The sequence below is a fragment of the Plantactinospora sp. CA-290183 genome (assembly GCF_050936375.1).
Taxonomy (GTDB): Bacteria; Actinomycetota; Actinomycetes; order Mycobacteriales; family Micromonosporaceae; genus Plantactinospora.
In genome coordinates this window covers 641,972-664,849 of the sequence record NZ_JBNJMX010000002.1, presented here as the reverse complement: position 1 = coordinate 664,849, position 22,878 = coordinate 641,972, and the positions used below count along the sequence as shown (strand labels likewise).

The 22,878-nt window shown below is 71.6% G+C and carries 20 protein-coding genes, 1 tRNA gene and 1 other RNA gene; 8 read left to right on the top strand and 14 right to left on the bottom strand.

Annotated features, from left to right (window positions below):
* Nucleotides 1-37 precede the first annotated feature (37 nt).
* The 7 genes from ACQEUR_RS07910 to ffs all read right to left on the bottom strand — a co-directional run bounded on the left by ACQEUR_RS07910 (nt 38) and on the right by ffs (nt 7,222).
* Complete coding sequence (locus tag ACQEUR_RS07910; protein WP_433027589.1) at nt 38-1,702, bottom strand: ABC transporter substrate-binding protein; 1,665 nt, start codon at nt 1,700-1,702, stop codon at nt 38-40.
* A gap of 278 nt (nt 1,703-1,980) precedes the next feature.
* A complete protein-coding gene (gene recR, locus ACQEUR_RS07905) occupies nt 1,981-2,574 on the bottom strand; it encodes a recombination mediator RecR (protein ID WP_433027586.1) in 594 nt (197 codons plus the stop codon).
* A 10-nt stretch (nt 2,575-2,584) separates the two neighbouring features.
* Nucleotides 2,585-2,893 carry a YbaB/EbfC family nucleoid-associated protein gene (locus tag ACQEUR_RS07900; protein ID WP_433027801.1) on the bottom strand — a complete coding sequence of 103 codons (309 nt, stop codon included), beginning with the start codon at nt 2,891-2,893 and terminating at the stop codon, nt 2,585-2,587.
* Between the two features lie 115 nt (nt 2,894-3,008).
* Nucleotides 3,009-3,428 (bottom strand): RDD family protein, encoded by a 420-nt coding sequence (locus tag ACQEUR_RS07895; RefSeq protein ID WP_433027583.1) that lies wholly within the window; start codon nt 3,426-3,428, stop codon nt 3,009-3,011.
* 45 nt (nt 3,429-3,473) lie between these two features.
* On the bottom strand, nt 3,474-3,872 hold the full coding sequence (locus ACQEUR_RS07890) for a DUF2752 domain-containing protein (RefSeq protein ID WP_433027580.1): 399 nt from the start codon (nt 3,870-3,872) through the stop codon (nt 3,474-3,476).
* A gap of 377 nt (nt 3,873-4,249) precedes the next feature.
* Entirely contained in the window at nt 4,250-6,907 is a 2,658-nt protein-coding gene (locus ACQEUR_RS07885) for a DNA polymerase III subunit gamma and tau (RefSeq protein WP_433027577.1), read from the bottom strand.
* A gap of 224 nt (nt 6,908-7,131) precedes the next feature.
* An RNA gene (gene ffs, locus ACQEUR_RS07880) (signal recognition particle sRNA small type) lies at nt 7,132-7,222 on the bottom strand.
* Between the two features lie 85 nt (nt 7,223-7,307).
* On the opposite strand from ffs, the gene ACQEUR_RS07875 reads away from it, so the two are divergent.
* From ACQEUR_RS07875 to ACQEUR_RS07865, 3 genes are all read left to right on the top strand, one after another.
* Nucleotides 7,308-7,392 (top strand) — tRNA-Ser (locus ACQEUR_RS07875).
* A 329-nt stretch (nt 7,393-7,721) separates the two neighbouring features.
* Nucleotides 7,722-8,753: a response regulator transcription factor gene (locus ACQEUR_RS07870; protein WP_433027574.1), complete on the top strand. Its 1,032-nt coding sequence runs from the start codon at nt 7,722-7,724 to the stop codon at nt 8,751-8,753.
* Nucleotides 8,754-8,847: 94 nt separating this feature from the next.
* Nucleotides 8,848-9,846 (top strand): GAF domain-containing protein, encoded by a 999-nt coding sequence (locus ACQEUR_RS07865; RefSeq protein WP_433027571.1) that lies wholly within the window; start codon nt 8,848-8,850, stop codon nt 9,844-9,846.
* Between the two features lie 171 nt (nt 9,847-10,017).
* Here the strand turns inward: ACQEUR_RS07865 and ACQEUR_RS07860 are convergent, their stop codons facing one another.
* Complete coding sequence (locus ACQEUR_RS07860; protein WP_433027568.1) at nt 10,018-11,007, bottom strand: hypothetical protein; 990 nt, start codon at nt 11,005-11,007, stop codon at nt 10,018-10,020.
* Nucleotides 11,008-11,009: 2 nt separating this feature from the next.
* A complete protein-coding gene (locus ACQEUR_RS07855; protein WP_433027565.1) occupies nt 11,010-11,540 on the bottom strand; it encodes a SigE family RNA polymerase sigma factor in 531 nt (176 codons plus the stop codon).
* Between the two features lie 502 nt (nt 11,541-12,042).
* Here ACQEUR_RS07855 and ACQEUR_RS07850 point away from each other — a divergent pair.
* The gene (locus ACQEUR_RS07850) at nt 12,043-13,287 is read left to right on the top strand and encodes a helix-turn-helix domain-containing protein (RefSeq protein WP_433027562.1); all 1,245 of its coding nucleotides are present in this window, start codon (nt 12,043-12,045) and stop codon (nt 13,285-13,287) included.
* Here the strand turns inward: ACQEUR_RS07850 and cutA are convergent.
* Nucleotides 13,211-13,543 (bottom strand): divalent-cation tolerance protein CutA, encoded by a 333-nt coding sequence (gene cutA, locus ACQEUR_RS07845; RefSeq protein WP_433027559.1) that lies wholly within the window; start codon nt 13,541-13,543, stop codon nt 13,211-13,213. The genes ACQEUR_RS07850 and cutA overlap by 77 nt on opposite strands.
* A gap of 224 nt (nt 13,544-13,767) precedes the next feature.
* Here cutA and ACQEUR_RS07840 point away from each other — a divergent pair, with 224 nt between their 5' ends.
* Both ACQEUR_RS07840 and ACQEUR_RS07835 read left to right on the top strand, forming a co-directional pair.
* Entirely contained in the window at nt 13,768-14,022 is a 255-nt protein-coding gene (locus ACQEUR_RS07840) for a hypothetical protein (RefSeq protein ID WP_433027556.1), read from the top strand.
* Nucleotides 14,023-14,107: 85 nt separating this feature from the next.
* On the top strand, nt 14,108-14,410 hold the full coding sequence (locus tag ACQEUR_RS07835) for a hypothetical protein (RefSeq protein ID WP_433027554.1): 303 nt from the start codon (nt 14,108-14,110) through the stop codon (nt 14,408-14,410).
* A gap of 362 nt (nt 14,411-14,772) precedes the next feature.
* On the opposite strand, the gene ACQEUR_RS07830 is transcribed toward ACQEUR_RS07835, so the two are convergent.
* From ACQEUR_RS07830 to ACQEUR_RS07815, 4 genes are all read right to left on the bottom strand, one after another.
* Entirely contained in the window at nt 14,773-15,120 is a 348-nt protein-coding gene (locus tag ACQEUR_RS07830; RefSeq protein ID WP_433027798.1) for a hypothetical protein, read from the bottom strand.
* A gap of 199 nt (nt 15,121-15,319) precedes the next feature.
* Nucleotides 15,320-16,186 carry a hypothetical protein gene (locus ACQEUR_RS07825; protein WP_433027551.1) on the bottom strand — a complete coding sequence of 289 codons (867 nt, stop codon included), beginning with the start codon at nt 16,184-16,186 and terminating at the stop codon, nt 15,320-15,322.
* Nucleotides 16,187-16,410: 224 nt separating this feature from the next.
* Entirely contained in the window at nt 16,411-17,670 is a 1,260-nt protein-coding gene (locus tag ACQEUR_RS07820; protein WP_433027548.1) for a S8 family peptidase, read from the bottom strand.
* A 114-nt stretch (nt 17,671-17,784) separates the two neighbouring features.
* Nucleotides 17,785-20,145 (bottom strand): HAD-IC family P-type ATPase, encoded by a 2,361-nt coding sequence (locus ACQEUR_RS07815; protein ID WP_433027545.1) that lies wholly within the window; start codon nt 20,143-20,145, stop codon nt 17,785-17,787.
* A gap of 153 nt (nt 20,146-20,298) precedes the next feature.
* Between ACQEUR_RS07815 and ACQEUR_RS07810 the strand changes: the two genes are divergently transcribed.
* Together ACQEUR_RS07810 and ACQEUR_RS07805 are read left to right on the top strand one after the other, a co-directional pair.
* The gene (locus ACQEUR_RS07810) at nt 20,299-21,906 is read left to right on the top strand and encodes a sensor histidine kinase (protein WP_433027542.1); all 1,608 of its coding nucleotides are present in this window, start codon (nt 20,299-20,301) and stop codon (nt 21,904-21,906) included.
* A 158-nt stretch (nt 21,907-22,064) separates the two neighbouring features.
* Nucleotides 22,065-22,649 carry a hypothetical protein gene (locus tag ACQEUR_RS07805; protein WP_433027539.1) on the top strand — a complete coding sequence of 195 codons (585 nt, stop codon included), beginning with the start codon at nt 22,065-22,067 and terminating at the stop codon, nt 22,647-22,649.
* Nucleotides 22,650-22,878: the final 229 nt, after the last annotated feature.

Genomic DNA, 22,878 nt, shown 5'->3' with positions numbered 1-22,878 from the left:
ACCAGGGCACGCCCGCCCGCGGTCCCTCTGCTCTAGATCAGGACTTGAACTCGGCGGTGGCGAACCGCTCGTCGGTGAGCGGGCTCGCCTTGACGCCGGTCACGTCCTTGCCGAACACGATCGCCGGCGGCGAGTGCGAGACCGGCACGCCGGGCAGGAACTCCATGACCTTGGCGTTGAGCTGCTTGTACAGCTCGAACCGGGCCGCCGGGTCCGCCGTGGTGTCGGCCTGCTTGAACTGCTCGAACAGCGCGGGGTTGTTGAAGCCCCACTCGTCCTTCTGCCGGTCGAACATCGTGCCGATGAAGTTGTAACCGTCGCCGTAGTCGCCGGTCCAACCGAGGAAGTGCAGGTCGTGCGCGCTACCCGAGGTGGTGGCGTTGAGGTAGTCCGGGCTCCACTTCAGCGGGATCCCCTGGACGGTGATGCCGACCGCCTTCAGGTCGTTCGAGAGCAGCTCGAAGATGTCCTTCGGGTTCGGCATGTACGGCCGGGTGACCTCGGTCGGGTAGTGGAACCGCAGGGTCAGGTTCGTCGCGCCGGCCTCGGCCAGCAGCTGCTTGGCCTTCTCCACGTTGTAGTCGTACGTGGGGACCGTCGGGTTCCAGCCGTCCACGGTGTCCGGCATGAACTGGCTGGCGACCTTGGCGCCCGGGGGCAGCTTCGAGTCGACCAGCGCCTGCCGGTTCAGCGCGTGCGCGATCGCCTGCCGGACCTTGATGTCGGCGAGCTTCGGGTTCCCCTTCTGGTTGATCGCCAGGTAGAGGATGTTGAACGCCGGGCGGGTGAGCATGTTGAAGCCCTCGTTCTTCAACGGCTCGACGTCGGCCGGGCCGACGAGGTCGTACCCCTGGATGTCACCGGAGCGCAGCGCCTGCTTGCGGGCGTTCTCGTCCGAGATCGTCTTGAAGATCAGGGTCTTCAGCTTGGCCTTCTGCGGACCGGTGTACTCCTCGTTCCGCTCCAGGGTCAGCGTCTTGTTCGCGATGTCCCACGCCTTGAACTTGAACGGCCCGGTGCCGGTCGGGTGCTCCATCGCGTACGACGGGTACTTGACGTCGTCCGCGCTGCCGGTGATGTTGCTGGCCTGGTAGTCCGTCAGCGCCTTGGGGCTGTGGATCGAGAACGAGGGCAGCATCAGGGCGGCCGGGACCTTGCTGGAGACCCGGGTGAAGGCGAGGTCGACCGTGGTCGCGTCCTTGGCGGTGCAGGACTTGAAGAGGCTCTCCGGCAGGTCGTCGCGCTCGTTCTTGGCGAAGCCGCCCATCACGTCCTGCCAGTACGGCGTGACGTCGGGGCTCTGCATCAGCCCGGTGGAGTTGTACCACCGGTTGAAGTTGACGCAGACCGCTTCGGCGTTGAAGTCGGTGCCGTCGTGGAACTTCACGCCCGAGCGGAGCTTGAAGGTCCAGACGGTGCCGGTGGCGTCCGGGGTCCAGCTCTCGGCCAGGCCGGGAGTGATCTTGGTGCCGCCCTCCTCCGGCCGGACCAGCGTCTCGAAGACCTGCCGGGCCACCCGCAGCGACTCCCCGTCACTGGCCAGGCTCGGGTCGAGCACCTTCGGGTCACCGGCGACGCCGAAGACCAGGGTGTCGTTCTGGCTTGTGCCCGAATCGCCGCGGTCGCTCTCGGCACAGCCGGCTACCGCGAGGGCCGCGACCGCGACGGCCGCGATCGCGACCTTCGGCCTTGGTGCACGCATGGTGCTTCACCTCGTCCTAGGGGGTACGGACATTTTGGTGACAGGGTCACCGATGGCGGTGACGATAACTGTCACAAGGACCGACCCGAAACAGGGCGGGAACGGGTTGGTACCGGATCGTGTCTTAACCGCCCCGGAACAGGTGGTCCCGGCCCGGGGTCGCGCCGGCATGGGACTCTTTGTCCGGCTTGGTTCGACGCCGACTTGTTACCTGGGATGCCGCCGCGGACCCCGCCCCGGGGAGCCGGCGGAGGCCCGGTCCGGTGGTCGAGGGGGCCTCAGACGGCGCGGCGGCCCTCGAAGGCCCGGCCCAGGGTGATCTCGTCGGCGTACTCCAGGTCGCCGCCGACCGGCAGTCCGCTGGCCAGCCGGGTCACCGCGATCCCCATCGGCTTGACCATCAGGGCCAGGTAGGTGGCGGTGGCCTCGCCCTCGGTGTTGGGATCGGTGGCGAGGATCAGCTCGCGCACCGTACCGGTGCCGAGCCGGGTCATCAGCTCACGGATCCGCAGGTTGTCCGGGCCGATCCCCTCCAGCGGGTTGATCGCGCCGCCGAGCACGTGGTAGCGGCCGCGGAACTCCCCGGTCCGCTCGATCGCGACCACGTCCTTGGGCTCCTCCACCACGCAGAGCACCTCGTCGGTACGCCGTGGATCACGGCAGACGCGGCACTGCTCCGACTCGGCGACGTTGTAGCAACTGGTGCAGAAGCGCACCAGCTCCTTCACCCGGCGCAGCGCGGTCGCCAGCCGGGTGACGTCGGCCGGATCGGCGGAGAGAACATGGAAGGCGATCCGCTGGGCGCTCTTCGGGCCGACACCCGGCAGCCGCCCCAGCTCGTCGATCAGATCCTGGATCGCACCCTCATACATGCGGGGTGGCTCAGAAACCGGGCAGGCCGAGGCCGCCCATGCCGCCGGTGACCGGGCCCATCTTCTCCTCGGTCAGCTTGCGCACCTCGTCGTTGGCGTTGTGTACGGCCGCCAGCACGAGATCCTCCAGGGTCTCCACGTCGTCCGGGTCGACCGCCCGAGGGTCGATCTTCACCGCCTTGACCTCACCGGCACCGGTGATCGTCACCGTCACCAGGCCGCCACCGGCCGTACCGGTCAGCTCCGCCTCGGCCAGCTCGGCCTGCGCGACGGCGATCTGCTGCTGCATCTTCTGCGCCTGCTTCATCATCTGTTGCAGGTTGGGCTGTCCACCCGGGCGCACGGCGACTCCTCGGTCGGCGAAAACGGTCCCTATCAGCCTAGTCCGGCCGGCCGTGGGCAGCTCGACTGCCCACGGCCGGCCGGCGGGTCGGTCAGCGGACCACCACGGTGCTCATGATCTTGTCCCCGATGGTCTGCTTCTTCGCGTCCCAGATCGGGAAGAGGTACCCGATGTAGCAGATGATCCCGTCGACGAAGTGCGCGAGCTCGCGCAGGAACGCCTTGCCGACGCCGATCGGCTGGCCGGTCGCCTCGGCGACCAGGGAGATGCCGGTCGCCTTCTTGCCCCAGCTCTGCCCGGTCTTGCCGGCCAGGTACCACCGGTTGTAGGCGTTGAGCAGGAACATGAGCAGGATGAAGACGTAGTAGAGCGGGTTGGGGTTGGAGACCTGGCCGGTCTCCGCGTCCATGCTGAAGCCGGCGAAGACGCCGGCGAGGATGGCGAACGGCAGCAGTACCAGCCCGTCGATCAGGTTGGCGCCGACCCGGATGCCCCAACTTGCGTAGTTCAAGGGGTTACTCCTCTGAAGGATGTTGCGGTGAGTGAAGGGGACGGCTCAGCCCACGCCGAGCCGGTGCAACTGGAACAACCAGCTCGCCAGGGCGAGCAGACCGGAACCCCACTCCGTACGCCGGCGGGCCGGTGCCGACCAGGCGACCGGCGGCGGCAGCGCGCCGACCGTCCGCAGCGCGAGCAGCGGGATCGCGACGACCGTGACGACCGCCAGGCCGACGATCACCGGATTCGCCGCGGCGGCGCTGCCGAGATCGCCGCGGACCAGCGCGACCGCCGCCGTGGTCAGGCCGCAGCCCGGACACGGCACGCCGGTCAGCGCGCGCAGCGGGCACGGCACGCCCAGGCCGGTCGCGTCGGTCACCGACGGCCAGACCGCCGCCGCCAGGGCTACACCCAGACCGAGTACGCCGAGCCGCTCGGGCACCGAGAATTCGCGCACGCCACTTCCGCAGGTAGGGGGTGGGCGACCGATGTTAGAGGATGATCGATATGTCCGCCGCCCCGTTTCGCCCCTGCTCACGCCGCTGAGGTGGACCCGGACCGCACGGCCGGCGCAGCGGCGTACGTCCGGACGGCACGCGCCACCGTCCGGATAGGACGGTCACCCGTCCGGGTATGACGGGGACCTACGGTCCGGCTAGGACGATGGACCGTTGCTCGGGTAGGACGGCGGGTATTGGTGGCGGGTGCCGCGCTGTAGAGCTGCCCCATCCGTGCGCCCACGTTGCGCGCCCAGGTTCGAGCGCCCACGTTGCGCGCCCGTGTTCGCGCGTCCGTGTTCGCCGTCGACGGGTGCCGTGGCGGGTCACCCCCGCGTCAGCGGGCGTCCACCTCGCCGATACGCTCCGCGCCCAGCGCCTGCTGGAGGAGTTGCACCGCCTGCTGCTCGCTGCTCTGCCGCGCGGTCCGCTCGTCGATCACCTCGTCGAGCGGTTCGTCGCCCGGGTCGAAGCCCTCGTAGTTGACCGTCGCGCCGGCTGCCGGGCCGCCACCGGGTCGGGCCGGCCCGTCGTAGTCGGGGTCGTAGGGCGGCTCGCCGGCCCAGTCGCGGTCCGCTACCGGCACGGCGGGGGTGGGACGGGGGCCCCGCCCGGCCGCCGCCGCCCGGGCCGCCGCGAGGCCGCTGCCGACCGCCACCGCCGCGGCCGTACCGCCGTTGCCGGCCGTACCGCTGTTGCCGGTGACCGTGCCGTTGCCGGCCGCCGACCGGTTGCCGCGCGTTGCACCCGCCGGCCCGCCGTTGCCGGCCGCCGGTCCACCGACGCCCCGAGCCGCACTGCCGTTGCCCGCGGCTGCCGCGCCGATGCCTCCGGTCGGGCCGCCGTTGCCGGCCGTGCTCGCCGAGGTCGGGACGGCATCGGCTCCCCCGGCCACGCCTCCCGGAAGGGCTGGTTCCGGCCAGTCCTCGTCGTCCCCGGAGGTCGGGGCCGTGGCCGCGTCGACACCACCCGGGCGGGCCGGTTCGGGCCAGTCGTCGTCGGCCACGGCCGCTGTGCCGCCCGCGCCGTCCCGGCCGTCCGCCGCTTCCCGGCCGCCTCCAGTGGCTCCACCGCCCGCCGCCTCCCGGCCGCCTCCGCTGGCTCCACCGCCCGCCGGTTCCCGGCCGTGCCCGGTGGCTCCACCGCCCGCTGGTTCCCGGCCGTCCGCCGGCCGGGTGTTCGCCGGGCCCGGACCGCCGGCCGGGGCAGGGCCGGAGTTCGCCGGTCCGGTCGTACCGCCCGACGGCGCTGGTGGGGCCGGCCGGGGCAGGGCCGCCGAGGCCGGTCCCCGCTGTTCTCCGGCCACCTCGCAGCGGATCTGCCAGCGCCCGCCCAACTCCTCGTAGAGGGCGTCGGTGAGGACGCTGGCGGAGTTGGCGAGCATCTGCGCCAGCACCGGGGACTTCACCGTGAGCACCAGGGTGTCGCCGTCGAGGTCGCGGACGACCGCGTCGCGCATCAGGGCGGCGATCCGCTTGTTGGTGCGGTTGACCATGCCGACCACGTCGCCCCACACCCGGCGTACGCCGGCGGCGTCCAGCTCACCCGGCTGCTCCGTGCCCGGCGGCGCGGGATCAGGGGTGGCCGGATCGGGCATCACCGCCTCCGGCGGCACCGGTCGACGCGGCGGGGACTGCGGCACGGCGGCCGGCGGGGCCGGAGCGGCGGAAACCGGCCGTACGTCGGAAGTGGTCGGCTCGACCGGCGCGGGGCCGGCGGCGGCCGGTGGCGCGCTGACGGCGGGCGCCGGGACGACGCTCGGCGGCGGGCTCGCGACGGCCGGCGGTGCGCTCGGCGGGGGGCTCGGGACGGCCGGCGGAGCCGGGTCGCCGGAGAGGGTGAGCCGGCGTTCCATGCGTTCGAGCCGCTGCAACAGGCCGCCGGTGGAGTCCTCCGCGCCGGGCAGCAGCATGCGGGCGCAGATGAGTTCCAGCAGCAGTCGCGGGGCGGTGGTGCCGCGCATCTCGACCAGCCCGTTGTGCACGATGTCCGCGCAGCGGGAGAGCGTCGCCGGGCCGAGCCGCTCCGCCTGGGCCGCCATCCGTTCGATCTGGTCGGCCGGGCCGTCGATCAGCCCCTTGGCCGCGGCGTCCGGCACCTGGCGCAGGACGATCAGGTCACGGAGCCGTTCCAGCAGGTCGGCCGCGAAGCGGCGGGCGTCGTGGCCGGCCTCGGCGACCCGGTCGACGGTGGCGTACGCGGCGGCGCCGTCCCCGGCGGCCAGCGCGTCGCACATCTCGTCGATCAGCGCGGAGTCGGTGACGCCGAGCAGCGCGACGGCCCGGGTGTAGCTGACCCCCTCCGGCCCGGCGCCGGAGATGAGCTGGTCGAGCACCGACAGGGTGTCCCGGGCGCTGCCGCCGCCGGCCCTGACCACCAGCGGGAAGACCGCCGGCTCGATCTTGACGCCCTCCGCCTCGGCGAGCTGCTCCAGGTACGGCCGCAGCACGCCCGGCGGGATCAACCGGAACGGATAGTGGTGGGTCCGGGACTTGATCGTGCCGAGGACCTTCTCCGGCTCGGTCGTGGCGAAGATGAACTTGACGTACTCCGGCGGCTCCTCGACCAGCTTGAGCAGGGCGTTGAAGCCCTGCGTCGAGACCATGTGCGCCTCGTCGATCACGTAGATCTTGAAGCGGCTGCTGGCCGGGGCGAAGAAGGCCCGTTCGCGCAGTTCGCGGGCGTCGTCCACGCCGCCGTGGCTGGCCGCGTCGATCTCGATGACGTCGATCGAGCCGGCGCCGTCGGTGGCCAGCCCGCGACAGGAGTCACAGACGCCGCACGGCTCCGGGGTGGGGCCCTGCTCACAGTTGAGCGAGCGGGCCAGGATCCGGGCGCTGGAGGTCTTGCCGCAGCCGCGCGGGCCGGAAAAGAGGTAGGCGTGGTGCAGCCGCCCGCTGCGCAGCGCCTGCGACAGCGGCTCGGTGACGTGCTCCTGGCCGATGACCTCGGCGAACGTGCGGGGTCGGTACTTGCGGTAGAGCGCCAGCGCCACTCGTCCCGCCTCCTCTCGACCGGGCCATTCTCCACCCGCCGCCATGCTGCCGGGTGCCAGGCTGTCACGCGCGCCCGACGATTTCCACGTCGATCACCGCGGTGCCGGCTTCGATCATCAACCCCTCGGGGGTACGCCTCGGCGCGGGGTCGACCGCCGGCGTCCCGGGGGCCCGGCCAGGCGCCCGCACCTGGGGTGACCGGAGCTGGGGTGGCCGGGGAACGCAAGGCCCCCCGTGCACCCGCCAGAGCTCGCTTATCCTTGCTGCCTTCCGGCCCTGGGGAGGTTCACGAGATGGGCGCCGCACGGGGGGTGCCGCCAAGTCTACCCGGCCCTCGGGGCGGATCTTCGGGGGGCGGGTGGTGTGGGCCACACGGCGGGAGCCTGTACCCTGTCTGACGGAGGATTCGCCTAGAGGCCTAGGGCGCACGCTTGGAAAGCGTGTTGGGTTTGCACCCTCACGAGTTCGAATCTCGTATCCTCCGCTCGTCTGAGCAGGCAGAACGTAGAGGCCGGTCCCCACGGGACCGGCCTCTACGTGTCTCTCTGGGCACTATCGTCTCAGTTCTCGTCTCAGTTGGGCCCGGACACGGGGGCGGAGGGCGCGCCGGAGCCTGCAAACCCTCCACGATGTTGCCCCACCGCCACCCGACCGGTCGGAACTAACTTCCTTTCGTACAGTCGCCGCGTCCTGGGGCATCACTCGCCGTTTCACCAGGTAATAGCACCAGCGGGCTCCTGTCGATTGACAGGACTACCGATACGGCGGAGGAGTGGATCTCAATGCTGGATCTTCGACGTACCGGAACAGGGGATGGCTGACCTCCCACCCGACGCGGCAGAGATCGCCGTCGAGGTGGAGCGGATCACGGCACTACCGGGTGACGCGGCCGACCGGGTGCCGGAACTGATGACCGTGCTGCACCGGCTCGTGCCGTATGCGGCATCCATGATGTGCGTGCTCAATCCGGAACTTCGGGAGTTCGAACTCCTGGGCGACTCTGGCTACGCCGAACCCACCCTCGCGTACATGCGTAGTTCCGAGCACTACCACGAGATGGAGTTGCTCGGAATGGACCGGGACCGCCCGCCGATGTGCGTCCGTGACGCCCCGGTTCCTTCGGCGGAACTGCCATCCTGGGCGGTACACCTGGAGCCGGCGGGCTTCCGCGAGGGGGTCGGCGTCACGCTGTTCAGCCCGGACGGTCGGCATCTTGGACTCATCACCCTGCACACCGACGATCCGGCGTACCCGAGTGACGAGGCCAGGGACTTTCTGGGGTCGCTCGCCCCGTTGATCTCCGACGCCGTGGACCCGATGCGCTCCATCGTGGCCCTGGCGAAGATCGTCGCAGGCGCGCAGGCCGGCGTGGTACTGACCCGGGCCGGCAACGTACTGTCGCTGCCCGGGCTGGTTGGGCATCCGCTGCTGCGCGTCGGTTCGCCGGTGCTCGCCGTGGCGGCGGAGAGCCTGGCCGAGGGCCAGCTGCAGACCTCGTTCCTGTGCCCGTACCAGTCGATGGACGGGGCTGACGGGCATGTCCGGATCACGGTGCTGCCCTGCCCGTCGTCGGCGCCGGCGTACCTGACGGCGGTGGTGTTGATCTCACCCCCCGGGGGCCTGCGCGGGTTGACCCGGCGGGAGTTGGAGATCCTCGGCCTGCTGGTCGACGGCTGGTCCAACCAACGGATGGCCAACCGGTTGGTGATCGCCCAGCGGACCGTGGCCGCCCACATGGAACACATTCTGATCAAACTGAACGCCCCCAGCCGCACCCTGGCCGCCGTCCGGGCGCTCCGGTTGGGCCTGTACGTACCGCAGTCCCTGATACGCGGCCGCCGATGACTTCTATCGACGCACCCTCGGTACCGGTGCGCATTGCCTACGGAGTTGCGTGATGACCCGTCTTTCCCCGTCCGCAGCGGGTACAGCTCGTGAGGTGGCCGGAATCGCCGCGGCGCCGCAGCAGTGCGGCCAGGCGGACGAGTTGCTGGCCCTGCTCGGCCGGGTGGTCCCGCACCAGGCCGCCTGGCTGGCCCTGCTCGACGACCGGTACCGCCGGTATGCCGAACTGGCCAGCGTCGGGTACGACGACCGGCTCCGGGACTACTTCTGCAGCACACCGTTGCTCGACCAGGTCGAGCTGGTCGGAATGACCAGTTCGCCCGTCCCGCAGCGTCGCCGCGACGTGCCGGCCCCGCTCCGCGAACTGCCGGTCTGGCTTGAGTACTACCTACCTGCGGGGTTCCGCGAGGGGATGGCAGTCGGGTTGTTCACCCAGGACGGCCGGCATCTCGGGGTGCTGCTGGTGAGCACCGACACGACGGACCACCCGAGCGATGCCGAGCGGGACCTGCTCGGCGTCCTGGCGCCCCGGATCGCCGCCGCTGTTGACCCGATGCGGTCGGTGGCGGCCCTGGCCCGGGTCGTCCACGACGCCCAGGCCGGGGCGGTCCTGACCCGCTGCGGTGACGTGCTCCGGCTTCCGGGCCTGCCTGGACATGCCCTGCTGGTCCCAGGTTCGGCGTTGCTCGGCGTGGCCCTGCGGCAGGTCGTCCACGCAGCGGGCTCGGTGTCGTTCTTGTGGCCGATCCAGGCCGGGTCGAGTGGGGGTGACGACTTCGAGGGGTTCATTCGGGTCACCGTGTTGGGCTGTGTCACCGCGCCGCCACAGGCGGTCGGAGTGGTGGTGCTGTCCCCGCTGCCCGGTGGCCGGTCCGTGCTGACCCGGCGTGAGTTGGTGGTGACGGGCCTGCTCCTGGAGGGCTGGTGCGAAGGCCGGATCGGGGTCGCGATGGATCTTCCGGCGTGCGCCGTTGCCGAAATCGCCGAGCGGGTCACCGCCCGGCTCGGTGCTCCGGACCGGCACACCGCGCTGGTGCGCGCCGCCCGGCAAGGTTGGTTCATTCCGCCCCAGCGCGTGGGACAGCCGCTTTGACATCGGCCGGCGCCCGGCGGTGCTGAACCAGGTCCTCGCCCGCCAACCGGTTCGACGACACCTGTGAGCCTCAGCCGACGTTCCGTCTCTGCTTCCAGGTGAGCCCACCGACGCGCTTCGCGAGGACGCCAGGACCGGTGGACGGACCGGCCCTGGCGTCAGTCGGTGGGGTCAGAACTTGCCGTTGGCCACATCGGCCAGGGTCACCCGGGTCACCGTGTAGTTGACGGTCACTCCGATGCTGTCGGAGACGTACTTGATCGGCAGGCCGGTTTCGGCGTTGATGGTCAGGCTGTCGGTGCCGCCGCTGCTGATCAGCGCGCCGGCGGCGAGGGTGAGCACCGGCTGGCCGTCGATCGTGCCCTGCGTGACCTTGACTTCGGGCATCTGCCCCAGCAGCCGCACCACCCCGGCGCGGACCGTCGGGCTGCCGGCGCCCGCCTTCAGCGCGTCCATCGAGTTCTCCCAGACCTGGCTGTCGGTCCGGTTGCCCACGGCGGACGCGTCCTGACCGGTGGCCTTGAGCTTCGCGGCAAGGTTGGCGTCGATCGAGGGCTTGGCGCCGGGCGCGTCGAGGGGGAACGGCTTCACGCCCTTCGGAAGGTACGCGAGCGCCATCCTCTTGCGGGCCTCGTTCAGGTCGCCCTTGGCCCCGTACTCCGCCGCCGCGACCGCCTTCTTCCTCCCGGCCTCGTCGTCGCCGCCCCCCTCGGTGTGCTTGCCCTTCACCCGCGCGGGGAGGGCACTGCGGGTCTTGGCGAAGTAGAGATCGCCGTTGTCGGCGAACAGGTCCCAGACATCGACCTTGAGGCCGTCCGTGTAAACCTGGTTGCGCAGCACGAGCGTCGCGTCGCCCTCGGGCTGCGGGGCGGTGGTCAGGTAGTTGACCAGCTTCATCAGCGGGGCCTCCTTGGCGGTCGCCACCGAGTTCGGGGCGGCGAGGCCGGGCTCCGGTGCCTGGGTGCCGGTGCCGGCGGTGAGCACGGCGACCGCCGCGATCGCGGCGGCGAAGCCGGTGCCGGCGGTCGTGCGCCACACCAGGCGGCGGTGCCGCAGCTTCCGCCCGCGGCTCTCGATCTGTTCGAGGTCGGGCGCGTACGGCCGGTCCCCGACGATGCCCCGCAGTGTCGCGCTCAGACGTGCCTCGGTGTCGTACGACATGATCAGATGTCTCCTCGGTTCAGTACGGACTTGAGCTTGATCAACGCTCGGCTCGTCTGGCTCTTGACGGTTCCCTCGCTGCATCCGAGGGCCGCTGCGGTCTCCCGCTCGCTGAGCCCCTCGAGGAACCGCAGGACGACGGTCGCCCGCTGCCGCACGGGCAGCGACTGCAACGCCTGGAGCAGCTCGGCGCGGTTCACCACCTCGTCGGACATGTCCGCGACGGTGATGTCGGTCATGTCGGCGTCGGGACGCACGGTGATGTTCCGGTTCCGGCGCCAACTGCGTCGCGACTCGTTGATCAGAATGCGTCGCACGTACGCGGACGGGCTGTCGGCCCGCTGGACCTTGCGCCAGTGGCTGTACGCCTTCGCCAGGGCCTCCTGGGCAAGGTCGTCGGCCAGGTGCCAGTCCCCGCACAGCAGGTACGCCGTGCGGTGCAACGATGCGGCGATCCCCTGGACGAAAACCCGAAACTCGTGCTCCGCGCCGCTCGCCGTCCCGGCCGGTCGGTGCTTCATTACGGTCGTCACATGGGGGAAGACACCCGTACGCGAGCGGACGTTGTCATGTCTCGGATCTTTCTCGGGCTCGGCACGGCTGGCCCTCTCAGCGAACCACGCCCGGCGCTCCGAGAGCCCGGGTCCCCCGGCTCTCAGCCGATCACGGCTGAGCGGTGACGGCCTCGCGCAGCCAACGCAGGCACGCCTCGGACCCCGCCACGATCACAGCGGCGATCACCTGCGGGTTGTCCCAGGGGTGCCGTGCCAGCAGCGCCGCCTCAAGGTTGCGGTGGCGACCTGAAGGAAGTTATCCGGGAGACGCCGACGACCCGGCCGGTGGTGCGTCCCCTCGCCGAACAACTCGGCATCGCCTGACCGACCCAACCGTCAACGTCCTACGCGTTCCGGCCGTGGTGCGCGCTTTGTTGCCTACCATTGCCTCTATTCGTGCATGGCCTCAGGCGCTACGGTCCAGGTTGGTGGCCTGACGAGATTGAAAGCTGCCGCCCAGTCCACTACCTGGGAGCCGTCAATGTCCGAGACCTCCTCAGCAGGATTCGGGGCCCAGATGCGCCGGCTGCGGGCCGAGCGTGGCCTGTCACTGCGGGAACTCGCCCGGGTTGCGTTCTACGCCAAGAGCTACCTGCATGAGCTGGAGACCGGGGCCAAGGAGCCGACGCAGCGGGCGGCTCAGCGGATCGATGACGCCCTTGCGGCGGGCGGTGAGCTGGCGGCCCTGGCGGCGACGGGCATACGTCGCCGGGAAGTAATCGCACGGGCCGGGATGGCCGTGGCTCTCCCGCAGACGATCCTCAGCTACGGACGCCGCGTGGGCCCCGAAGTACCACAACAGATTGCCTACCGGACCGCTCGACTGCGGCGGATCGACGACTACCTCGGCGGGGCCGATACCTACGAGATGTACATGGCCGAGCTGGATTCGACCCTGCGGCTCCTCCAGGACGGCAGCTACGCGGACACCACGGGTCGGGGGCTGTTGTCGGTCTACGCTGAGCAGGCGCAGATGGCTGGTTGGGCCGCGTTCGACGCGGGGCGCTACGACAGCGCCGAACGGCTGTACCGCACCAGCCTCGCCGCAGCTCACGACGCCGAGGATCTGCCGCTGGCCGGCAACGCCATGGCGTTCCTCGCCTATCAGGAATTGACCCTGGGCCGGCCCGCGACACAGACGATCGCCGCAGCGTGCGACACGGCCGACCCGACAGCGACACCCGGTGTACGCGCACTGGTGCACATGCGTCGCGCCTGGATCCATGCGGTGAACGGGCAGCCGGACGACGCCGAACGGCACCTCGGCATCGGCGTGACGTGCCTGACCGAGCAGGACGAGCGGCCTGACCCGGACTGGGTGTACTGGGTCGACCAGGAGGAAGCGGAGATCATGACCGGGCGGTGCTGGACGGTGCTGCGCCGGCCGCTACGGGCGATCCCCGTCCTCGAATCGGTACTCGGCCGGTACGACGACACCCACGCCCGGGACAAGGCTCTGTACCTGACCTGGCTTGCCGACGCGTACCTGGACGCGAACGAAATCGAGCAGGGCTGCGCGACCGCGACCAGAGCTGCCCGGTTGTCCGCCGACGTGGCCTCGGTCCGACCTCGCCAACGGATCGCAGCGTTGCTCGATCGCCTCAACCCGTACGCGGCGCTGCCCTGCGTCGCCGAGCTACGGGGACTGGTCAGTGACCAGCTTGCTCGGCAACGGACTCACGCAGCCAGCGCAGACACGCCTCAGATCCCGCCACGATCGGAGTAGCCGTTACCTGCGGATTGTCCCAGGGATGCCGCTCCAACAGTGCCGCCTCCAATGCGGCGTACCGGTCTCCCGTCGTGTAAAGCAGCAGACGCCACTCTTCGCCGGTCCCCTGCTGGCCAAGGTGCCAGAAGACGCTGGTCACCGGCCCGATGATCTGCGCGTTGCCGGCCAGCCGAGCCCCGATGACGTACTCGGCAAGCTCCACTGCCGTGTCGCGCGTCTCGGTCGCGGTCGCCACCTGGAGATAGTCGGTCACGTCGAGAGAGCCTAACCGTGCCCCCGTCCGCGGACAGCCGCGCACGAGGCAGCGGACAGTCGGAGGACGGGCTAACCCTGTCCCTCACGCCATGCGATGGGAAGGCTACGGACAGGGCGCGCGAGGCGGCGTACATCCGCCGTTCTCAACCCGAGCGCCCGCCGGCCCGGGGCCTGGTCCCCCCACCGAACCCCGGGCCGGCCCTGCAAGCGGAAGGAGCGATGGTGGGCGTCTGGACATGGTGGCGGGAGCGTGGGGTACGACGCGCGGCCGCGATCGAGCGGGCATGGCGCGAGCGGGACGCCGCCGAGGCGGAGGCCGCCCGGCAGCGGCTCCTGGACCTCGCCCGCCGGCAGCGGTACGACGGCGCCCAGGATCCCGGGCCAACCCTCCTGACCTGGAACGGGCCGACCCTCGTCGTCGGACTGCCCCTGCTCACCTACGGGCAGCGGCGGCAGTACCGGACCGGACGATGCTGACCCGGGTACGACGGTGGCACCGGTCTGCACGGGTGCGGGACTACCGGTGGGACGGCCGGCACTGGCGCCGGGTCGGGACCTGGCGATGACCGAGCGGCCCCCGATCGTCACCCCCACCGTGGGCATTCCCGACGTGCCGCCGGGCACACTGCTGCGGATGCGACCCGGTGAGTGGTCGCACTGCGCCCGGGTGCCCGTCGGGACGTACCTCGAGATGACCGTGTGCCGGATCCACCGCAACGTCATCCGGCAGGACGAGGCCGGTCGCTGGGTGTGGGTTGTCGGTCACGAGCATCCGTCGTGTACCTGGGCGCACGTCGAGCCGCATCCGCCCTGCCTTCAGCTCATGGTCCGGCTTGACGTGCTGATCGGAGCGGTACCCGGATGAGCGGTCCGCGGGCGAGCCGATCGCAGGACGCGCCCAAGGCCACCGGCGGCAACCGGTGGCCGGAACGGCGCGGTCCGGCCCCGCCAGCCCACGCAGCCCGATGGCCCGGTCCGGGGTGCCCGCGCCCGGATCCGCCGATGGACGCCGGGCTTGCCGGGCGGTACTAGCGTGCCGGCCATGGTCGAAGCGGCGACAGCGCGGCCGCCGGCGGGCAACCGCGGGAGGGTCTACAAGATCGTTCTAGTAATCCTGACATCCCTGCTGGCGGGCGCACTCTTCCTCGGCGTGCCGCTGCTCGGCATCCTCGCCCGGATGGACGCCAACTGCGGCGAGGACTTCGACCAGGCCTGTTTCGACGGGGATTACCCGGCGTTCAACCTGCACCTGACCGTCGCGGTGATCGTCTCGGCGCTGCTCTGGGTCGCGCTGCTGCTCGTCCCGGCCCGACGTGTCGCCAGCGCCGCGTCGGCGCGCGCGTCACTTCCCTCGTACGACCCGGCGGCGGCGCGGAGCTGGGCCGCGAGCCCGTCCGTCGAGGCAACCAGCCGGTCCAGGAAACCCGTCCAGGCGGTGGTCGCCGTCCGGGCCGCCTCCGCCGCCACCCAGCCCGCCGTCTGCGCGGCCCCCGGACCGAGGTCCGGCTCCTGAGCCGTACGCCCCTTCCGGAGCCCCTCCCCGGCCTGTGCGATCGCGTCGGCGATCACCCGCATCCGATCGGGATACACCTCGAACCCGGATTGACCCATCGTTCCTCCCCGTCACACGCACCACTTATCAGTAGTACGCGAGGGGGACGCCACAAGGCTGCCGCCACCCTCACATTCCTAGTTCAGATAGACGACAACCGGGCCGGACGTACGGATTCCCGGCGCCCATTGGGCGCCGGGAATCCGTGCTGAACGGGACCACTCAGGCGCAGATGGCGTACGGCCGGACGCCCCAGTTGCCGGCGAAACCGTTCTCGTCCTCCGCGCCGCTCGCGGTCACCGTGGTGGACGAGGAGGCCCACACCCCGGTCATCCGGACCCGGCCGGCGCCGCCGTCGATCTCCGCGCCGAGACCGTGCACCCGCTTGCCCGCCGGGCAGGTCGCCACGGTGGATTTCACGCTGGTCGAGTCGAGGATGCCGAGGCCGTTCACCCGCTCCAGGCCGGCCGGCGGCGTCGCGCAGATCGCCTTGGCGGTGATGGACCAGTTCGCGGCCTGGCCGTTGCCGTCCTCGACGCCGGTCACCGTGACGCTGCCCAGGTCGGCGTTCGGACGCAGGTCGTCCACCACCACCTGCCCCAGCCCACCGGAGAGTTCGCCGCCGACACCGAGCACCTTCTTGCCGACCGGGCAGGGCAGGGTGACCGACTTGTTGGCCGAGTCGGACGCGGAGAAGGCGGTGACGGTCTGGAGGCCGGCCGGCGCCGTCGCGCAGAGCGCGGTCGTGGTGATTGACCAGTTGCCGGCGACCCCGGTGTCGTCCTCCCGGCCCGTCACCGAGTACGCGCTGCCGTCGACCAGCGGCAGCATCGTGTCCATCACGACCTGGCCGGCCGCCCCAGTGACGAAGCCACCGCCGCCGAGGACCGTGGTCCCGGTCGGGCAGTTCGCGTTCGTCGTCTTCCAGGCGCTGTTGCTGGGACCCGTCGCCACCACCCGGACCAGCCCGGGTACCGCGCCGGCCGGTGCGACGAGCGCCACCTGGCTCACCAGAAGCGCGGCGGACGCCAGGCCCACCATCGCGGAAACGGTGTGGATCCGCCGGGCGCCATTCGGTCGTACGTTCATCGGGCTGCCTTCTCTCTCTTTTGCCAATCGGTGACCGGGCCGACCGCACTGTCAATTCGATGACAGTTCTCGGTCGTTCCACACATCACGGTAGGCAAAGACGGCGGCGCCCAACTCACCAGTTCGTGCCAGCCGAGCAGAATGCGTTGTCAGCGAACCGACAATGCGAGAACGGGACGCGGAAGCCATTGGCGTCAACGGCTCCCCCGTCCCGCCTCATCCGGCTATCCGGTCAGGCCCGGCCCCACGTACAGGAGCAGGTTGGCAGTGTCGGGGCCGACCCAGTCCAGCGTGTCCGGGGTGGCCTGCCCGACGATCCGGTCCCGCACCTGGGCCGGGCTCCAGGTCGGATGCGCGGCGAGGACCAGCGCCGCCGCCCCGGCCACGTGCGGCGCCGCCATCGACGTACCGCTGCGGCCCCAGACCTGCGTGTCGCTCTCGTGTCCGGCGGATGCGATGTTCTCGCCGGGCGCGAAGAGGTCGACGCACGGGCCCTCGTTGCTGCTCGGCCAGGTCCCGTCGTCCTTTTCCGAGGCGGCGACGGTGATCGCCGCCGCCACCCGGGCCGGGACCTTCGTGCAGGCGTCACCGTTGTCGTTGCCGGCCGAGACGGCGTAGGTGATGCCGGTGCCGATCGAGGACGAGACCGCCGACTCCAGCGCGCCGGACGGATCACCGGTGCCCGCGACGTAGCCGAGGCTCATCACCACCACCGCCGGCTTCACCGCGTTGGCGGTGATCCAGTCGACCGCCGCCACCACCCGGGACACGTTGCCGGCGCCGATGCAGTCGAAGACGCGCACCGCAACCAGCGTCGCCCGCTTGGCCACCCCCAACGTGGTGCCGCCGAGGGTGCCGGCCACGTGCGTGCCGTGCCCGTTGCAGTCGTCGGCGGCACCGCCGTCCACCAGGTCCACCCCGGTCACCGCCCGGCCGTCGAAGTCCTGATGGGACAGCCGGATGCCGGTGTCCACCACGTACCCACGCACGCCCGTGCCACCGCCGCTCGGGTAGGTGTAGGAGGTGTCCAGCGGCAACTCCCGCTGGTCGATCCGGTCCAGCCCCCAGTTCGGCGGGTTGAGCTGCGTGTCGTCCAGTGCCACCCGGTGGTCCTGCTCGACGAACGCGACGGCGGGATCCGCGGCGATCCGCCGGGCCTGCGTGGCGGTCGCGGCGACCGAGAAGCCGCGCACCGCCGACGTGTAGCGGTAGCCGATCGTGCCGCCGTACCGGCCGGTCAGGTCCGCCGCCGCCCGGTCGACGGCGGCCCGGGCCGCGGTGCCCGCCCTGAGCACCACCAGATAGCTGTCGGCGATCGCGGTCGACCCGCCGGCGTTGCGGATCTGCGCTGCCGGGCCGGCGGCGGGCGTCGCCCGACCGGCCCCGGCCGGACCTGCGGCGACGGTGCTTCCGACCGCGACGGTGACCGCCACGGCGATCGCGAGCGCCCCGAACCGGCGCGCACACGACTGAGGTGAAGACATCCCCCGTTCCCCCTTTCGATCGGCCCCGTCCCGGTCCCCCGTGGACCCGGCGTCGCGGAGCATCGATCACCATGAGGCTATTTGTCGACGGAGATCGATCAAAGGAGGCCTTGCTCACGTCGCCGCCGGCACCCGGCGGCGCAGCAGCACCCGGATCAGCTCCAGCAGGCCACCGGCCACCACCGCCAGGGCCACGGCGGCGGCCGGCGCCGCCGTACCCACCAGGTGCAGCTGGAAGAACTCCTGGAGGAACGGCACCGCCAGGACCACGACGAACGCCGCCGCCAGGGCCGCCACCAGCAACAGGCGCCACCAGGTGTACGGCCGCGCGATGATCGCCACCGCCCAGAGCCCGACCAGGAACAGGGTCAGCGTCGCGGCGGACGTCTCGGCCGCCAGGTCGCCGTCGTAGAGGCTCCGGGCCAGCAGGTACGACCCGATCGTCGCCGCGACCGCCACCACCCCGGACGGTACGGCGAACCGCAGCACCCGGCCGACGAAGCCGGACCGGGCGCGTTCCTGGTTCGGGGCCAGGGCCAGGAAGAAGGCGGGAATGCCGATGGTCAGCGACGAGATGATCGTCAGGTGCCGGGGCAGGAACGGGTACGGCACCTGGGTCAGCACCACGATCACCGCGAGCAGCACCGAGTAGACGGTCTTGGTGAGGAAGAGGTTCGCGACCCGTTCGAGGTTGCCGATCACCCGACGCCCCTCGGCGACCACCTCCGGCAGCGCGGCGAAGTTGTTGTCCAGCAGCACGATCTGGGCCACCGCCCGGCTGGCCGGACTGCCCGAGCCCATCGCCACCCCGATGTCCGCGTCCTTCAAGGCGAGTACGTCGTTGACCCCGTCGCCGGTCATCGCCACGGTGTGCCCGCGGGACTGCAGGGCGGCGACCATGTCCCGCTTCTGCTGCGGCCCGACCCGGCCGAAGACCGTGTTCCGCTCCACCGCGTCCGCGAGCGCCACCGGCTCGGTCGGCAGCGTCCGGGCGTCGACCGGCTCCTGCGCGCCCGGCAGCCCGAGCGTACGGGCGACCGCGCCGACCGAGAGCGCGTTGTCCCCGGAGAGGACCTTGACCGCCACCCCCTGCTCGGCGAAGTACCGCAACGTCCGGGCGGCCTCCGGGCGCAGTCGCTGAGCGAGCACCACCAACGCGACCGGATGTAAGGAAGGGCCCCCTGTTATCGCTTTTTGTATAGGAAGGGCCCCCTCCTTACACCCCTCCCGGGCGAGCAGCAGGACGCGCAGGCCGCGGGCGCCGTACCCGTCGGCCTCGGCCAGCACCGGGTGCCCGGCGGGCAGCAGGACGTCCGGGGCGCCGAGCCGCCAGGCGGCGGTGGCCCCGGAGGGGTCGGCGAGGACGGCGCCGCTGAACTTGCGGGCCGAGGAGAACGGCACCCGCTCCCCGACCGTCCAACCGGGCGGCGCCGGGTACGCCGCCCGTATTGCGCGCAGGCTGGCGTTCGGCCGCTCGTCGGCGGCACCGAGCGCGCCGAGCAGCTCCGCGACCGGCGCCGCCCGGTCGAGGCGGCGCACCTCGGCCACCTCCATCGCCGCCTCGGTGAGCGTTCCGGTCTTGTCCAGGCAGACCACGCTGACCCGGGCCAGTCCCTCGATCGCCGGCAGTTCCTGGACGAGGCAGCGGCGCCGGCCCAGCCGGATCACCCCGACTGCGAAGGCGACGGAGGTGAGCAGGACCAGCCCCTCCGGCACCATCGGGACCAGCCCGGCGACCATCCGGCGTACGGCCTCGGGCAGGTTGTCGGAGTTGACCAGGTACTGGCTGACGATCAGGGCCAGCCCGGTCGGGATGATCAGCCAGGTGACGAAGCGCAGTATGGTGTTCAGCCCGCTGCGCAGTTGGGAGTTCACCAGCGTGAACCGGCTGGCCTCCTCGGCGAGCCGGGCCGCGTACGCCTCCCGGCCGACCTTCGTCGCGGTGAACGCCCCGGCGCCGGCCGTGACGAAGCTGCCGGAGAGCAGCGGGTCGCCGACCTGCTTGGCCACCGGGTCCGCCTCGCCGGTCAGCAGGGACTCGTCCACCTCCAGCTGTTCCGCCTCGGTGACCACGCCGTCAACCACGATCTGGTCGCCCGATCCCAGCTCGATCAGGTCGTCCAGCACGATGTCGGCGGCGCTCACCTCGGCGGCGTACCCGTCCCGGCGTACCACCGGGCGGGCCGCGCCGACGATGGCCAGCCGGTCGAGGGTGCGCTTGGCGCGCAGTTCCTGGACGACGCCGATCAGCGTGTTGGCGATGATCACGCCGCCGAAGAGCGCGTCCTGGATCGGGCCGACCACGAGGATCACCGCGAAGAGCACGCCCATGATGGCGTTGATCCGGGTGAGGAGGTTGGCCCGGACGATCTCCGCCACGCTCCGGCCGGACCGGACCGGTACGTCGTTGACCCTGCCGGCGGCGACCCGCTCGGCGACCTCGACCGTACTCAGCCCGGCGTGGGTTGTCAGCATGTGTCCGACGCTACGAACCGGCCCGGTCAGCGGCTGCACCCGATGGTCAGCCTCGCACCCTGACGTTTCTCAGGGTCGACGGTGCCGGGATTCGGGGGCGGACCACGACTTCCCCGGATCACGCCGGGCCCGCGCCCGCCTAGCCTCGACGTCATGCCGCCCCTGCTCGACGCCCTCCGGACGGGCGGCGCGTTCCTGCCGCGCAGGAGGCTGCCGAGCGCGCCCGTCGTCCGGGACCTGCTGCTCTGGGCGGCGTTCGCGGTCCTGATCTGGTCCAGTTGGGTGGGCCACCGGGGGTACCCGGTCCGGGCGCTGGTCGGCGGTCTGCTGCTCTGGGGCGTCGCGGTCGCGCTGAGCCGCCGGTGGCCGGTTGTCGCCCTCTTCACGGTGGTCGCGCTCTGCGTGCTGGACGGCAACTACTCGCTCGCCCTGCCGGTGGTCAGTTACCTGCTCGGCCGCCGCACGGCCTCGATCCGGCCGGCCGCGGTGGGCTACCCGGTGATCGCCTTCGTCGGGACCGCGATGGTGCTGCCCCGGGCGGGCTTCGTCGACTGGGCCACGATGGCGGGTGCGCTGATCTACGCCGGGGTCTTCCCCTGGCTGGTCGGACGCTACCGACGTCAGCAGCGCGAGCTGGTCGCCGCGGGTTGGGAGCACGCCGAGCAGTTGGAACGCGCACAGCGGATCCTGGCCAGCGAGGTACGCCTGCGCGAACGGGCCCGGATCGCCGAGGACATGCACGACTCGCTCGGTCACGAGTTGAGCCTGCTCGCGCTGCGGGCCGGTGCGCTGGAGCTGACGCCCACGCTGGGTGAGCGGGAGCGCGCGATGGCCGGGCAACTCCGGCTCGGGGCGGCGACGGCGACCGAACGGCTCCGGGAGATCGTCCACCTGCTCCGGGCGGAGGACGAGGAACCGACGGCCCCGCCGGCCGGGGAGAGCCTCGACGAACTCGTCCGCCGGGCGGCGGGGGCCGGGATGCGGGTGACGCTGCGCCGGGAGGAGCCGCCGGACGGCGAGGCGGAGGAGGCGTACCGGCCGGTGCTGGTGGAGCGGGCGGCGTACCGGGTGGTGCAGGAGGCGCTGACCAACGCCAGCAAGCACGCCCCGGGGGCCGGGGTCGCCGTACGGCTGCGGCAGGCCGGCACGGAGACGGTGGTCAGCGTCGTCAACGACCCCGCGCCCGGCGGTGGTCGCGAGGCCCCGGTCCGGGCCGCCCCGACCGACGGGGGCGGGCGCGGCCTGATCGGGCTCCGCGAGCGGGTACGCCTGGCTGGCGGCACCCTGTCGGCCGGGGAACGCGACGGCGGGTTCGAGGTCGTGGCGCGGTTGCCCCACCGGGCCGTACCCGCACCGGAGCCGGTTCCGGACTCCGGGCCGATCTCCTCCACGCACCGCCGCCGGCTGGTACACCGCGAGGCCCGGCGTGGACTGGTGGCCGCCGCCGGGGTGCTGACCACCCTGGCGGTGGCGCTGGGCGGATCGGGGCTCGGCTACTACCTCTGGGCGACCAGCAACTCGGTGCTCCCGCCGCACCGGTACGCCGCGCTGCGGCTGGCCCAGGAGGAGGCGGCGGTCGAGCCGCTGTTGCCGCGCCGGGAGATGCTCGAACCGCCGGACCCGGACCCGCTGGCGGCGCCGGCGGGCTCCGACTGCCACTACTACCGCTCGCACGGCGACGTCCTGCGCGCGGCCGGCACGGTCTACCGGCTCTGCTTCGCGGGCGGACGCCTGGTGGCCAAGGACGCGATACCCGCCTGACCCGTGCGACGCGCCCGGCCCGCGGGCGGGTCCGTCCGGCGTGGCGGCCCGGCCCCGTCGATGCCCGCATCCCACCTCTGTGGACTGTGATGTATCGGGTGCACCCCGGCGAAACTCGCTAATCCGGCATCTACTACCCTTTGCGACGGGAGGGTGACATGCGGGTATTGCGGATTGTCCGGGTCGTAGCACTGCTGGTGGCGGTCGTCGTCGCCGGCTGTCATGCCCTCCCCACCGGGCCCACCCCGTCCCCGCCTCCGGGCACCACACCGGACCGGGCCACCGCCCCGGCCGGCGCCCCGCCTGCGGCCGGAGCGCCAGGGGCCGACGTGATCGACCTCAACGGGTTGCGGAACATCGAGTTCGGCGACACCGAGCAGGAGCTGCGGCGCCGGGGCGTACTCCATCCGGAGGAGGCGCGCTGCGGTCACAGCCTCACCGACCCGTCGACGGTCAGCCCCGTCTTCGACAAGGACCGCCTGGTGCTGCTCTGGGCCAGCCCGGCGGTGCGTACCCCGGAGGGAGTCACCGCCGGCACCCCGGTCAACCAGGTCCGGGCCAGCTACCCGGCGGCCACCCGGCTGACCGCGCCGCCCGGGACGTACCGGTTCGACGGCCTGCTGGCCCGCGACGGTGACCGGGCCTATCTCTTCCTGCACGACGGCCGCACGGTCCGCAAGACCGTCGCCGGCTACGCCGACTACGCGCGACGCCTCTTCGACGAGGGCTTCGGCACCTGCTGACCGCGCCGACCGGGCGGCGTCTTCAGTGGCCTGCATGTCCCCGTCCGGGAGGCGGCGGAGCTGTGCGACCTGCTCCGCGACCCCGACGTCGGCGCGGACGGGACTGACCACCGGACACTCGCTTCTGGCTACTGTGGGTTACATCACGGTGTTCGGTCGGGCCCCTTGGTGACCGGACCCGGGCATAATTCACTCGCCCTCGGCATGCCGACGATGGGTGACACCCGCC

Bases quoted from the DNA above. Each gene is read 5' to 3' on its own strand.
- ACQEUR_RS07910 (WP_433027589.1), bottom strand. From the start codon at position 1,702: ATGCGTGCACCAAGGCCGAAGGTCGCGATCGCGGCCGTCGCGGTCGCG.
- recR (WP_433027586.1), bottom strand. From the start codon at position 2,574: ATGTATGAGGGTGCGATCCAGGATCTGATCGACGAGCTGGGGCGGCTG.
- ACQEUR_RS07870 (WP_433027574.1), top strand. From the start codon at position 7,722: ATGGCTGACCTCCCACCCGACGCGGCAGAGATCGCCGTCGAGGTGGAG.
- ACQEUR_RS07860 (WP_433027568.1), bottom strand. From the start codon at position 11,007: ATGTCGTACGACACCGAGGCACGTCTGAGCGCGACACTGCGGGGCATC.
- ACQEUR_RS07850 (WP_433027562.1), top strand. From the start codon at position 12,043: ATGTCCGAGACCTCCTCAGCAGGATTCGGGGCCCAGATGCGCCGGCTG.
- ACQEUR_RS07835 (WP_433027554.1), top strand. From the start codon at position 14,108: ATGACCGAGCGGCCCCCGATCGTCACCCCCACCGTGGGCATTCCCGAC.
- ACQEUR_RS07830 (WP_433027798.1), bottom strand. From the start codon at position 15,120: ATGCGGGTGATCGCCGACGCGATCGCACAGGCCGGGGAGGGGCTCCGG.
- ACQEUR_RS07825 (WP_433027551.1), bottom strand. From the start codon at position 16,186: ATGAACGTACGACCGAATGGCGCCCGGCGGATCCACACCGTTTCCGCG.
- ACQEUR_RS07820 (WP_433027548.1), bottom strand. From the start codon at position 17,670: ATGTCTTCACCTCAGTCGTGTGCGCGCCGGTTCGGGGCGCTCGCGATC.
- ACQEUR_RS07815 (WP_433027545.1), bottom strand. From the start codon at position 20,145: ATGCTGACAACCCACGCCGGGCTGAGTACGGTCGAGGTCGCCGAGCGG.
- ACQEUR_RS07810 (WP_433027542.1), top strand. From the start codon at position 20,299: ATGCCGCCCCTGCTCGACGCCCTCCGGACGGGCGGCGCGTTCCTGCCG.
- ACQEUR_RS07805 (WP_433027539.1), top strand. From the start codon at position 22,065: ATGCGGGTATTGCGGATTGTCCGGGTCGTAGCACTGCTGGTGGCGGTC.